General features: G+C 44.3%; 12 protein-coding genes. 4 read left to right on the top strand and 8 right to left on the bottom strand.

What is annotated here, in order from left to right:
* Positions 1–15 precede the first annotated feature (15 nt).
* The 4 genes from EGM68_RS02080 to EGM68_RS02065 all read left to right on the top strand — a co-directional run bounded on the left by EGM68_RS02080 (position 16) and on the right by EGM68_RS02065 (position 3,381).
* Positions 16–1,107, top strand: a complete 1,092-nt coding sequence (locus tag EGM68_RS02080; RefSeq protein WP_025674428.1) for a glycosyltransferase family 2 protein — start codon at positions 16–18, stop codon at positions 1,105–1,107.
* Between the two features lie 3 nt (positions 1,108–1,110).
* A complete protein-coding gene (locus EGM68_RS02075) occupies positions 1,111–1,533 on the top strand; it encodes a GtrA family protein (protein ID WP_040102336.1) in 423 nt (140 codons plus the stop codon).
* Positions 1,530–2,411: a UTP--glucose-1-phosphate uridylyltransferase GalU gene (galU, locus tag EGM68_RS02070; RefSeq protein WP_040102337.1), complete on the top strand. Its 882-nt coding sequence runs from the start codon at positions 1,530–1,532 to the stop codon at positions 2,409–2,411. The genes EGM68_RS02075 and galU overlap by 4 nt, the downstream gene beginning before the upstream one ends.
* Before the next feature lie 142 nt (positions 2,412–2,553).
* Positions 2,554–3,381, top strand: a complete 828-nt coding sequence (locus tag EGM68_RS02065) for a class I SAM-dependent methyltransferase (protein WP_058711947.1) — start codon at positions 2,554–2,556, stop codon at positions 3,379–3,381.
* A gap of 163 nt (positions 3,382–3,544) precedes the next feature.
* Here EGM68_RS02065 and EGM68_RS02060 read toward each other — a convergent pair whose 3' ends face one another.
* The 8 genes from EGM68_RS02060 to EGM68_RS02020 form a co-directional block, all read right to left on the bottom strand.
* Complete coding sequence (locus EGM68_RS02060; RefSeq protein WP_129548574.1) at positions 3,545–4,291, bottom strand: glycerophosphodiester phosphodiesterase; 747 nt, start codon at positions 4,289–4,291, stop codon at positions 3,545–3,547.
* A 90-nt stretch (positions 4,292–4,381) separates the two neighbouring features.
* Positions 4,382–5,443: a hypothetical protein gene (locus EGM68_RS02055; protein WP_129548573.1), complete on the bottom strand. Its 1,062-nt coding sequence runs from the start codon at positions 5,441–5,443 to the stop codon at positions 4,382–4,384.
* A 24-nt stretch (positions 5,444–5,467) separates the two neighbouring features.
* Positions 5,468–7,363 carry an HSP90 family protein gene (locus EGM68_RS02050; protein WP_129548572.1) on the bottom strand — a complete coding sequence of 632 codons (1,896 nt, stop codon included), beginning with the start codon at positions 7,361–7,363 and terminating at the stop codon, positions 5,468–5,470.
* A 415-nt stretch (positions 7,364–7,778) separates the two neighbouring features.
* A complete protein-coding gene (gene arfA / locus EGM68_RS02045; protein WP_129548571.1) occupies positions 7,779–9,293 on the bottom strand; it encodes an arabinosylfuranosidase ArfA in 1,515 nt (504 codons plus the stop codon).
* 247 nt (positions 9,294–9,540) lie between these two features.
* The gene (locus EGM68_RS02040) at positions 9,541–10,323 is read right to left on the bottom strand and encodes a muscle M-line assembly protein unc-89 Uncoordinated protein 89 (RefSeq protein ID WP_129548570.1); all 783 of its coding nucleotides are present in this window, start codon (positions 10,321–10,323) and stop codon (positions 9,541–9,543) included.
* 432 nt (positions 10,324–10,755) lie between these two features.
* Complete coding sequence (locus tag EGM68_RS02030) at positions 10,756–11,004, bottom strand: hypothetical protein (RefSeq protein WP_240664119.1); 249 nt, start codon at positions 11,002–11,004, stop codon at positions 10,756–10,758.
* A 57-nt stretch (positions 11,005–11,061) separates the two neighbouring features.
* Entirely contained in the window at positions 11,062–12,213 is a 1,152-nt protein-coding gene (locus tag EGM68_RS02025) for a hypothetical protein (protein ID WP_129548569.1), read from the bottom strand.
* A complete protein-coding gene (locus EGM68_RS02020) occupies positions 12,210–12,899 on the bottom strand; it encodes an ABC transporter permease (protein ID WP_013368991.1) in 690 nt (229 codons plus the stop codon). Before EGM68_RS02020 ends, EGM68_RS02025 begins: the two co-directional genes overlap by 4 nt.
* Between the last annotated feature and the right edge of the window lie 2 nt (positions 12,900–12,901).

Raw genomic sequence — 12,901 nt, 5'->3', positions numbered from 1 at the left:
GAGGAGGAACTACGAATGAGTGAACCTATCCGTTATTCCATAGTTATCCCGATGTACAACGAGGAAGCCGTTATTACGGAAACCTACCGGAGGCTGAAACAAGTCATGGGCTCAATGGGCGAGCCCTACGAGCTGATCTTCGTCAATGATGGAAGTTCGGACCGCAGCGTCCAACTCATCAAGGAATTCAGTCTCAGAGATGACACGATTGTATTGATTGATTTCTCTCGCAACTTTGGTCATCAGCTAGCAATTACCGCCGGGATGGATTATGCGGTTGGAGAGGCAGTCGTCGTCATTGACGCTGACCTCCAGGACCCGCCGGAACTGATTGTTGAGATGGCTAACAAGTGGAAGGAAGGCTATGAAGTCGTCTACGCCAAACGGCTCAAACGCAATGGCGAAACTCGCTTCAAGAAATGGTCTGCCAGCCTCTTTTACCGCGTACTTAAAGCATCAACGGATATTAATATCCCGGTCGACACCGGGGACTTCCGCCTAATGGATCGCAAGGTCATTGATGAATTGAAACGTCTGCCTGAAAATAACCGATTCGTACGCGGTCTGGTCAGTTGGATCGGTTTTAAACAAACTGCTGTTGAATATGAGCGCGATGAGCGGCTCGCAGGCGAAACCAAGTATCCGCTAAAACGCATGATCAAGCTCAGTCTCGACGGGATCACATCCTTTTCGATTAAGCCGCTCAAGCTGGCAGGTTATATCGGCGCACTTTTGTCCATGTCCGGCTTCCTGTATCTGATGTATGTGTTGTTTCTTAACTTTTTCACCGATTCCTATGTGATGAAAGGCTGGTCATCCATGATTAGCATCAGCCTGATCTTCGACGGAGTGATTCTGATTATTCTCGGTATTATGGGTGAATATATTGGACGGATTTATGACGAAACCAAAGCACGTCCACTCTACATTGTCCGTGAGCGTCTGGGTGGACAATACGATAACGGTCCGACACATGCTATGAAGGTTCCTGAACAACGCGAGTCCCTATACATGAAAGGAGCCCGTGACAGTCTGATTTCGGGCGGACGTACAGTACGCGACAACAGCGCGGTATATACTGGACCCCAATCCGGTCATGGGGCCTAATCTATGAAAAGTCGCATGGCCCAGCTGCTTCCTATGATCCGATTTGGCATCGTAGGTCTGGTGAATACAGGAGTAGATTATATCATTTTTATGCTACTGGCTTGGACCGGAGTGCCGGTCGTGGTGGCGCAGATCATTTCGTACAGCTGCGGCACAGCCAACAGTTATATTTTGAATAGCAAATGGACATTCAGCAAACAACAAGCAAACAACACAAACAAAGGTCAATTACTCAAATTTATCGTCATCAACCTCATCGTATTGGGGATAACCTCCTTATTGCTGCAAGTGCTTCACACTGAAACCGAGCTGCCGCTTGCTTTAGGCAAGCTGATCGCCACCGCAGCCGGAATGATCATCAATTATATCGGGAGCCGATACTGGGTGTTCGGTTCCCCATCCCGAAAGGAAAGTGAATCTCTATGAGAAAAATTACAAAAGCCGTTATCCCTGCCGCCGGTTTGGGAACCCGTTTTTTGCCAGCTACGAAAGCTTTACCAAAAGAGATGCTTCCAATCGTAGATAAACCAGCCATTCAATATATCGTTGAAGAAGCCATCAAATCTGGAATTGAGAGCATCATTATCGTTACGGGGCGTAATAAAAAAGCCATCGAAGACCATTTTGACAAGTCTGTAGAGCTGGAGCAAGTACTGGAGAGCAAGGGAAAATATGATCTTCTGCGTGAAGTTCAAAGCATCGGAGGCAAGGCAGTCATCCACTATATCCGTCAAAAAGAACCGCTCGGCTTAGGACATGCGGTACGCTGCGCCCGTCAGTTCATTGGCGATGAGCCCTTCGCCGTGTTATTGGGCGATGATATTATGAATTCCTCCACTCCGGCGATTCGTCAGATGATGGATGTATACGAAGCCACTGGCAAGCAAGTAGTCGGCGTGCGCACGGTAGAAGAACAGGATGTAAGTAAATACGGCATTATTGACTCCACTCACCAAAATGGCCTTATTCATGAAGTCGGCGGACTTGTTGAAAAACCATCCCCGGCAGATGCTCCTTCGCGGCAGGCCGTCATTGGTCGCTATGTATTGGAGCCTTCTATTTTCTCCATATTGGAGAACATGTCCACAGGAGCGGGCGGTGAATACCAATTGACAGATGCTCTGCATCAAGTAGCATTGCAAAACCAGCTGCTTGCATTGGAACTGGAGGGCACACGCTACGATATTGGTGATAAAGCTGGCTATCTGGAAGCAGTGCTCCACATGGGCATGCAGCGCGAAGATTTGCGTCCAATGCTTGACTCCATGATGCGTGAGTGGGCGCTTGCTTCAATGATTAAATAGACAAATTTCCTCCTACCGAAATCCGATGATGTTGTGAAATCACGAAAGTAGCTGGTTAAGCACATAAACTTGTACAATGTAAAAGTACAGAGCATCGGAATTTACGCGGTCGCCCGGCCGAAACTAAGGAGGAAAAGCCCCGATGATACCTGAGGGAAATCTGCAAAGTAATGTGGATCGTTTCAATGGCTTTGCCGACAACTACGATCAACACCGTCCAGAAGCGCCATCACTCGTCGTGGAAATCATCAGCCGCTATCTGGATCGGAACGTAGCGCTAGTTGCCGATATTGGTTGCGGTACTGGGCTCTCTACTTTCATATGGAAAGACACCGCTCGTCGAATCGTCGGCATCGAGCCTAACCCGGACATGAGAGGAATAGCGCAGCGCAAGCTGGAGAGAGCAGGAACGACAATGACAGGTACCATTTCCTTCGAAAGCGGGTTCTCCAACAACCTGCCCTTTGAGGACGGCACTGTAGATGTCATCACCTGTTCTCAGTCCTTTCACTGGATGGACCCCGAGAGCACACTCCAGGAAGCAGGCAGGGTCTTGGCACAAGGCGGCGTGTTCGCAGCCTTTGACTGTGACTGGCCTCCTGTGCTGCAATGGCAGATAGAGCAAGCTTATACAGAGCTTATCACCAAAGCTGATACCGTTTTGGAACAGGAAGCTCCTGTAGAGCAACAGGCTCATAAATGGAGCAAGGATCAGCATCTAGCTAATCTTCATCATAGCGGGCAATTCCGCTATATTCGGGAGATTGTCTTCCACAATCGTGAGCAATGTGACGCTGCTCGTTATACTGGGCTCGCTCTTAGCCAGGGAGGAATTCAGAGCCTGTTCAAACTTGGCAATCGAACGCTTGACGACGATATAGCCCGCTTCGTGAAGCTGGTTGAGAATCATTTTGAAGGCAGAACACTGGATATCCTGTTCAGCTATCGTATGAGACTCGGCATCAAGTAGAACGGAATCAAAATCGTCGTGATGATATTCACTTCGGCTCAAGCCAAAAAAAGACTCTCCTTGTCTCGTGAAAGCGAATACGTAGGAGAGTCTTTTTTCTTTCAATACATAGCTACATCTACTTCCCTACAATCCTTAGCTGTAGGTTTACTGCGTCTTCCTCTTAGGAAGAGTGGACAGCTAGAATGTGCGCCAACCGATCAGGATAGTCTGTGATGATGCCGTTCACTCCGGCCTCCAGCAGACGCTCCATTTCCTCCGGCTCATTCACCGTCCATGGGTGGTAGACGACGCCTAATGCCAAAGCCTCGGACACCGCTTCCGGTGTAACCACTTGCTTGTAGGCATGAAGTGCTGTAGCCCCGAATTGGGTTGCATACTCCGATGGGCGAACCATAATCTCAATATAGAGCGCTCCCGTCTTGATCTCGGGGGCAATCTGCGCACAGAGCGCGAGCGATTCATGATTGAAGCTGGATAAGATCACCCGCTCTTCCAATCCAAAGCGCTTCACAGCGGCAATGACCTCTTCCTCCATCCCCGGATAGAGATGAATGCTATTTTTCAGTTCCAGATTAATAATGGTATCCGAGGACTGGGCCAGTTCCAGTAACTCATCCAGCATCGGTACCCGCTCGCCTCGAAATTTCTCATCAAACCAACTGCCTGCATCCAGTTTATTTAATTCTTCCAGCGTGATATCTCTTACATCCAGCCGGCAACCTGTCGTGCGCTCCAGCGACTCATCGTGAATCAGCACCAAATGCCCATCTTGGGTACGCTGCACATCCGTTTCAATGCCTGTTGCTCCCAGTTCCAACGCGTGGTGGAAAGCCGCCATCGTATTTTCAGGACATACCCCGGAAGCTCCGCGATGCGCAAAATTAATTACCTTCTGGGTCATAGTCACGATATAATCCCTCCTGTCATTTCAAACAAGAATATTCTACTCGTTCATTGTTTGGGCTGTATAAAATATTCGCCACAGTCGCCTGTTCTTCTACGCCGGTTGAACAATCTTCCCAATCCATTTCGAATAAAATGCATTTCCATTCCGTCGATCAAATTCAGCTGCCGCAGACTCTGCCAGTGGTCTGAAGTACGCAATGATCTCTTCTAACGTACGTTCCTGTTTGCCCCATTCAAAAGATGCAGGCATCCGAATCAAACGAAGTTTTCTCGAAGTATCCAGCTTTTGCAGCAGCCCTACCATCGCTGCGTAAAAATACATTTGCTCCAATCCGCTCTCATAGTCCAATGCGATGTGCAAATGACGTTCCACCACTCCGATTCCTTCAATCGGATTTGCAACCGTCAAATACTCAATATGCTCTGCTATCGTTTTCAGGAAGTCACGGTCATCACGAACCAGGCGATAGCCTTTGCGATACTGCTCCTTCGCCTGATCAACCTCGCCTTGACGATACAGCGGCAATAGCACCTGCGAGAGCGTCACATGCGGCACTTCTGCACATCTCATCCGTCCCGATAAAATCGGTTTTGCCACGGCAAGCGCCTGCTCGTCTTCTCCGGTCAAGTAATAGAATCGCACCATCTGGCTCTGCTCACAGGCTTCACAATCACTCATACTGTCTGGCTCAATTACGCGGAACATATCCAGATACCGCCGTGCTTCATCCAGTTCACCCATGTCCATCGCGATGCGGAACTTATAATAGTAATATGGTCGCTCATTATACCCGTATTCAGCATAACGTCTGCGCATATCCTCTACCAGATCCTCGATTTGAGTTTTTGATATATTCGGAAAACTGCACACCTTTCCAAGTATCCATTTATAGTTCCACAACAGCTCAACGGGGTCGTATTCCTCTGGATTTTGGTCAAATTGACCCAGCTGCCATGAAAAAGCAATCAGCGACTTCAATGGATATCCGTTAAAAATAGCACAGTCTACAATCTCTCCCCGAATTTCATAAGCGAGCTCCTTCAAACCTGAAGTATCCGCCAGGCGAACAGCCTCTTCCAGAATCGCCAGCTTTGCCGCCCCTCCGTGCATATCCTGCGCCTGCTCCATCATTTCATATATCGTCTCTTCCATTTGAATCCTCCTTTAATTACGCAATTACGTATTCTGTCCGTTCCCTAATCCCCAATTGATAAAATGCAGCACACTCCGGTTCATCAGCCCTAGCTCACTGCGGTTCATCGGATAGTGACCCATCATAAGCGCATTCACATACATCATTTCGGTTGCAGCCGTAATCATCTGTGTATCGGTAGCTTCAAAAATCCGCGCCACTACCGGGTTGCTTAAATTAAAATACAAGGTCGAATAGCCCGCGTTCTGCTGGACTCCCGCTTTTAGACTATCGAGCACATTGGAAAAAAGCGAAGTGGTCTCTTCAACTGTGTGTTCCATGGAGCGCAAGGTTAGTGCATCCTGTGAAATGGTGTACAGCACAGGCAAGCTCGCAGGCTCAAAACGCTTCAACTCAGCACGGCAGCGCATCGGCTGCAAAGCAGCATCCATCACACGTAGCACATCGTAATACTTGGTGTGCTCTTCCTGCGTCAACCCGGTAAATGATAAAGATACATCCTCAGGGCTGAGTCGCTCTGTTTGCAGGGTAGCGTCGATCCAGTGCAGCTTATCCAAAATTTCTGAATCATAGATATATCCGCCGTTGATCACCAGCATCGATTGCGCTGCCGCCACATGCGTAATCTGGCGATACTCATCCACAGTCGCCGTGTAATGGAGCGGACGCCCGCCCGCCTCTCGGATCAGTTCACTCAGCTCGCGCCGCCCAAAAGTACTTTCGAAGGAAAACCAGCGGTGCATAATCCGCAGAAATTCATCATCCTCGACCGCGAGCGCCTTCATGGATAGCTCGTGCAAACGAATCCAGTGCTGCAAGCGGTCTGGCTCATATTGCGCCATGCGAAGCAGTTCTTCCCGAATACAGGTTCCCAATTCGGAACGAACCACATCAAGCTGCTCATTTTCATAAAAGTATTCACGAGATGCCGTTGGTTGCAATTCGTCTGTCCAAATCAGGCTTTTAATGAAAAATGCCCATTCTGGCAATACATTTTCCGCTTTGTCGGACACGAGCATATGCTTCAGATACACCCGATGCAGCCGCTTGCTGTTCAGATTAACACTGCGAGGCAAAATGAATGCAATCCCGCCGGTTCTGCCCGATGCTGTTCGTAGCGGTATAAAATCACTGAAGCGCTCACCCATTAGGCGATAACCTAAATCCAGCACCTCACCGCGTCGACTCCGTAATTGTTCCGGGTCCTGCATCCAGCTTGTCGATGGAAGATTGACCTGCTTAGTCTCCCCTTCTACAGACAGCAGGACAGGATATGGCAGCAAGGCTCCATAATAAAATAAGGAGTCTTTCACCTGCGCTGGCTCATAATAAAACTCGCTCCCCGGCTTACAGCGCAAATAAATTTGCGTCCCTATAGGCAGCTCAGTCTCTAACCGACGAATCGTATACGTCCCATCCGGCTTCCCTCTCCACTCCATAGAGATGCCTTCCTTCACCGAACGGGTCAGTACTACAATTTCATCGCTCACCATAAAACAAGACAGCAAGCCAATCCCAAAACGCCCGATAAATGAAGTCTCCGAGGTTAGCAAATCAGCCCCCTTCTTGGAAGACTGCCCGATGATCGACAGAAACCGATGAATGTCTTCTTCAGACAATCCAATACCGTTATCCTGAATCATCAATACCTGCTGATCCCCGGCACCGGATAGCTCTACGATGACTTTGCCTTCATAGTCGTTACTCTCAGAAACTGTATCTTCAAGGGTATTGTCTTCTTTCAATGATCTACTTTCAGCTTCAGTCTTTCGTAGCTCCTTGCGAGCCGTGATCGCATCTGTTGCATTTTGTAGTATTTCACGTATAAACACCCGTGGACTGCTATATAAATGATTGGCCAAAATATCAATCATGCCGCCCAAATTTACTTGAAAACGATATTCGTCTGTTTGACTCATAGAGATCATTCCTTTCACGAAATGCTACAGCCATCTTTTATTTAAAATAGCTATCTTTTAAAGTATAACGTGGATTTAAGTCGGATTACACACCTTCATTTCAGATATCAATTCATTGACAACGGTATAACAGGGTCTTTTTTCACCCAGGAGTGTGGGCACTGGGTCTAATTAACTTCATAAAAATGTACGAGGCACGAACACTTAGTGATTAAGGATCATCTTTGCCTAGTTAAATTTAGGAATAAATATAATATTTATTGGAATTACCTCTTCCTTTTGAGCACTATATCGATGGAGGGACAAATGGCTCATTTTTATACAAAAACCCGCATTCCTGCTCTTGTAGAAGCCTTACAAGAGAGAATGCGGGCTTTTTAGGTATAACCCAGTCCGTTCCTTTTATACAAAAGAATTAATGAGACTTAGCAAGACGGATAACATTCCACGAGGCTTTGCCCAAATGAGCTTTTACAATTCCGTCTTCAAGCTTGGCATTGCCACCGTTATGAGGCGTAACCTTTTCTCCAGCTGGGCTATTGGTCGCTTTGAGATCATCATGCTCCAGCACGGTATGCTCGACAATACGGTAGCCTTCGAAACTGCGTACATCTACCGTCAGCTCCAGCGATTCAGACAAGTGACGGTTCACTGCAAAGACAGTCAGCGCGTCTCCCTCTTCATCATAAACCACAGCGCTATCCAGATAAGGAATGTCTGTAAAGTCCTTGGAATCGTATTTTTCGGAATCCACTACAGGCATCAGTGATACCCCACGACCATAACGGGAAGCATGCAGATACGGATAGAAGATCGTTTGCTTCCACGCTTTTCCGTTATTCTCGGTCATGATTGGCGCAATAACGTTGACCAGTTGAGCCAGGCAAGCCATTTTTACACGGTCCGCGTGACGGAAGAACGTAATCAACATGCTGCCCACCAACAATGCATCCTCAAAGTTGTAAATATCCTCAAGCTGCGGTGGTGCCACAGACCATGGATCGATTTTTTTGTCTGCATCATTGGAGTGGTACCATACGTTCCATTCGTCAAAGCTGAGCATCATTTTTTTCTTGCTACGTTTCTTCGCTTTGATATAATCACAAGTCGAAATGACAGTATGAATAAAATGATCCATGTCCATGGAACGTGCCAGATAATTAGCCGTATCATTGTCATGGTTGCCGTAGTATTGGTGCAGGGAAATATAGTCGGCTACCTCGTACGTATGATCCAGTGTGGTTGCCTCCCATTCCGGGAACGTCGGCATCGTGGAGCTGGAGCTTCCACAGGATACAAGTTCAATGTCAGGATCAATCAGCCTCATGGCTTTTGCAGATTCTACAGCCAGACGACCATATTCCTCCGCTGTCTTGTGCCCAATCTGCCACGGTCCGTCCATCTCATTGCCAAGACACCAGGTTTTAATCTTATGTGGCTGCTCTATACCGTGACTACGACGTAAATCACTCCAATAGGAGCCTCCTTGATGATTGCAATATTCCACCAGATTACGCGCCGCATCAATTCCACGCGTACCCAGATTTACCGCCATCATTACTTCAGAGCCAACATCCTTGGCCCATTTAAAAAATTCATTCGTTCCTACTTCATTCGGCTCCACTGTTCTCCACGCCAGCTCCAACTGTCTAGGTCTGGATGCAACAGGGCCGACACCATCCTCCCAATTGTAACCGGATACAAAATTGCCGCCCGGATAGCGTATAATAGGAACATCCAGCTCTTTTACCAGCTCTTTAACATCATTACGGAAACCGCTTTCATCACTAGTCGAATGAGTAGGCTCATAAATTCCACCATATACAGCACGCCCGAGATGCTCTACAAAAGAACCATAAATGCGTTTATCGACTTCAGCAATACGAAAAGATTTGTCTACAATCATCTTTGCTTTTACAGCTGCTGCCACCTAAACCATCCTCTCTGAATGCGAAAATAAAATTTGTTGTACCTAAAATTAACAAGCCATTTTATTAACGCTTCCAATATAACACACCGTAATTAGAATAGTCAATATTATTATTAAATACTTAATATATATATTAAGTATTTAATAATAAACGATAAGCATTTGGTTACGTATTTTTGAACACTTCATTTTATAAACAAACCTATTGAGCAAATAGCCTCTTTACTAAATAGCAATAATAGTCCGATTAAACTGCAATATTAATCTTCACACCTGCATTCTTAGCTTTGTCTTTAGCCGAATCCACATAGGCATTGATCTCTTGTTCAGTCCACACCCTACCAACCTCTATACTTGATTCTTTCTCATCCTTTGGTTCATCTCGATCTATTATCGTCGCTTCCTCATTCACTTCTTTTCTAATGCACTCATTGATATTTGAGGCAATCTCCATAATTTTCTCATTAAGGCCTTCTGCCTTCTCACGCAAAGTAGTTGATCTTGAAGGGTTAGTGTTTTCCCAACCTTTAGCTTCGCTTTCTAATGTAATTTGTGCCCTTTTAGTGATTTTGGAATTCTTCAGCTGGTTGTTTGCTGATACAATACTATGCATCGTATAAGTCATGAGACTTTGCTTCTGCTCCTCTGCAGTCTTGTGCGTATATTGTTCCTTTTTATCTTCCTGGGCTTCTTTTTTACTTTCCTCATCCATTCCAAATGCTTTTTTTTGTTCTTCTATTGATTGCTTCTGAATATTCTCGTCAATTTGTTGAATCTGCTTATCTATCTTTTCCATTTCGGCTTTTACAGCTTCCGAACCGAGGCCACGTTTTAGAGCATTACTTATATAGTCCGAACGCCTCTCCATCAGATTTTGCTTCTGCTCTATCAATTGCTGAATAATCTTGTTTTGCGGCTTGCCTATACTCTTCCTTTCAGCCTGAGGGGAAAGGGGATGCCGTAGTTCAAGTCGGTTGTTATCTGTGGTGTGGAACGACGATTGGTGAGATGATGTAAAAGATACATTCATCTTAAAACCTCCATTTCTCTTCTAAATAGTAATTCTAGAGGTATATCGGTTTTTTTGTATTTTTTTGTATATTTTATCATCGCTTTTCACAAATTCTTCATTCCCTTTTCACTGTTAAGCAGTCCTTTATCGTCTATCAATTTGTTATATGTAAGCAACCTCTCCCAATATAACGCTGTCTATGTCCTTCCTCGCTGACAAATATAATATTTCAGTTACGGCGACAACGACCCGCATCTACAGACTGAAAAGAAAGATTCGTGCACTATCCCATCAATATTGGCTAACTCATATAGAAAATGTCCAATGTGAAGCCCAAAAGCGGGGCCTCTCGAAGGGAAGCTCCGCTTTTTTTTGTTATAGTCTACTTCTCATAAGGTAAAAAACAATTCTGTTCGCAGTCCCACTATTTGCCTGAATCTCAATACACAGTTAGCGTACATCATTAATAACTAGCGCTTTCTGGAATGTATGAATTTCGTCAGAAAATAAATTATAGTAAAACCCTCTACTTTCAATTAGTTCTTGGTGGGTTCCTTCTTCTACTATCTGACCCTTTTCCATAACTAAAATTTTATCTGCATATAAAACAGAGGTATAGCGATGAGATATGTAGAGGCACAGTCTATTATCAACGAATTTTTGAAATTGTTTAAATACTTGTTTTTCCGAACGTTCCATGCATCCATCCCTTTCTTTTTATCTACTATTATTCGTTCTTCATGAAATCTCACTATTTTAGCTCTCAGTCACCTGAATTGTATAGATATTTTCGGGATTTTTTTCTCTAACTTCCAAAATAATTTCATTTTTGAGGCGTTTAAAAGCGTCAACTTGCTCATTGGACAAGTGGGTCAATTGTGGCAAAATGTAATCAATCCACTTACTCGCCCAATCCATTCCGAAATTAAACTCTAAAAGCTTATTTGAATAAATATTGATTTGAAGTTTATTATGATTTTGCACTATTATTTTCGGCTCGAACGATGACATGGAGTGTATTCGGGTGATTTCCAAGGTATAGTGAATCGGGTGTGTCTCCTTTTTCTTAGCCACTTGATACAGCGTTTCAAAAAGGGTGGCAAATTGCCTAGCCTGATACGAACTAATCCCCTTATACTCTACTTGTGTTTGTCCCACAGTTATTTTTTGAAACGACGATGTCTGTACATTCTCATTAAATAGCCTCTCATATCCCCATACGCCCATCAATATACTACAAGCAAGGACCGTACTAATCCAAGGGATTATAGACTTTTTGCCGCCTCCGCGCCGACTGGATAACAATGTGCCTAATCCGTAAAATAATAAACTACAGCCTAAGAGTCCAAAGAGATTTCGCCAGTTGATCATATAGGGGTTGAATATATTCACTACAGGAGATATGTAACGTAACTTTTCATTAAAAGACCAGGAAACTAAACCTATAGGAAGGTAAAAAGCAATGAGAAAAGTGAAGGCCAACCCATAATGCTTTACTACCTGCCCCAGGAAGAGACCCAACATCGATGAAAAAACACTAGAAAAAAATACAATGATAACCAAATTCCATAATGATACATCAGCGAATGATTTCCATAAAAGTCCTACCATCATGAGCAAGAGAGGAAACGAAAGAATTAAAGAAACATAAAGCTGGTAAGCGATTAGACGATAATTAGGAAAGACAGAAATATATATATACGGTTCTGTATGATTACGATTGTGTATACTCGCAATCTGTAAAGAAAAAAAAGCTACAAATAACAAGTTAACACTATAAGTTATTGCAATACCTTCATTCATTATTAAATTGAATAAAAGAACCACACTAAAGGAAACCAGCAAGGTTACTGCTTGTTCTCTTCGAAGTAAAAGCTGTAGCCAGAAACGAACTATAATTCCATTCATTCTTGTACCCTCGCCATCCATAGATGATTACTGACTTTCATCAATACCCACATAAGCAAAAATAGGAATACTCGCCCAAAAGCAAACGACTGTGTGAAGAAATTGGAAATAATCCAATCTGGATTAAACCAGATTGAAATGTAAGGCAAGTTGATAGTAATACTGATTAAAAGGTAAACGAGCATTACAATGTTCACATACAGTTGTTTACGTAAGAGCAAGTTCAATATGACAGTAATTTGAACAGAATATCCCATAGTTGCTACACCTGCTACTGTTAGATGAAGCAGTATCAAGAATGGAGCCTTACCATGAGTCGTCCATTGAACCACACAAAATATAGCTAAAGCGACAAATTGAAATAAGCAAACCACTCCCCATAATACACAACTCTTACAATAAAAATATTGGGCTCCTTTAGGCAATTTAGGCATAATAACAGAAGAGATCATTTTTTGCTTCTCGCCATCATAAAGAACAGAATACATTAACGGCATTAGTAATATGGTAAAGAACATTTGTCCATGATGCAAAAATATCCATAACGTGTTATTCTTATTCCCTGCTCCTAGATATAAAAATAAAGGAATTAAAAAACAAGAGAACGTTAGTGCTATAAAAAACACTACACTCTTTTTCATAAGCAAAACTTCAAATTGAACTAGGGCTCTGATTACTTGTCCCATTC

Source organism: Paenibacillus sp. M-152 (assembly GCF_003856555.1).
Taxonomy (GTDB): Bacteria; Bacillota; Bacilli; order Paenibacillales; family Paenibacillaceae; genus Paenibacillus; species Paenibacillus polymyxa_C.
Note: the sequence above shows the minus strand (reverse complement) of the source record. Positions and strands in the feature narration are given on the sequence as shown.

What these genes read in the sequence shown, in the direction of transcription:
- EGM68_RS02075 (WP_040102336.1), top strand. Translation starts at nt 1,111, where the DNA reads ATGAAAAGTCGCATGGCCCAGCTGCTTCCTATGATCCGATTTGGCATC.
- EGM68_RS02040 (WP_129548570.1), bottom strand. Translation starts at nt 10,323, where the DNA reads ATGAATGTATCTTTTACATCATCTCACCAATCGTCGTTCCACACCACA.
- EGM68_RS02055 (WP_129548573.1), bottom strand. Translation starts at nt 5,443, where the DNA reads ATGGAAGAGACGATATATGAAATGATGGAGCAGGCGCAGGATATGCAC.
- EGM68_RS02050 (WP_129548572.1), bottom strand. Translation starts at nt 7,363, where the DNA reads ATGAGTCAAACAGACGAATATCGTTTTCAAGTAAATTTGGGCGGCATG.
- EGM68_RS02025 (WP_129548569.1), bottom strand. Translation starts at nt 12,213, where the DNA reads ATGAATGGAATTATAGTTCGTTTCTGGCTACAGCTTTTACTTCGAAGA.
- EGM68_RS02065 (WP_058711947.1), top strand. Translation starts at nt 2,554, where the DNA reads ATGATACCTGAGGGAAATCTGCAAAGTAATGTGGATCGTTTCAATGGC.
- EGM68_RS02080 (WP_025674428.1), top strand. Translation starts at nt 16, where the DNA reads ATGAGTGAACCTATCCGTTATTCCATAGTTATCCCGATGTACAACGAG.
- EGM68_RS02020 (WP_013368991.1), bottom strand. Translation starts at nt 12,899, where the DNA reads ATGGGACAAGTAATCAGAGCCCTAGTTCAATTTGAAGTTTTGCTTATG.
- EGM68_RS02030 (WP_240664119.1), bottom strand. Translation starts at nt 11,004, where the DNA reads ATGGAACGTTCGGAAAAACAAGTATTTAAACAATTTCAAAAATTCGTT.
- galU (WP_040102337.1), top strand. Translation starts at nt 1,530, where the DNA reads ATGAGAAAAATTACAAAAGCCGTTATCCCTGCCGCCGGTTTGGGAACC.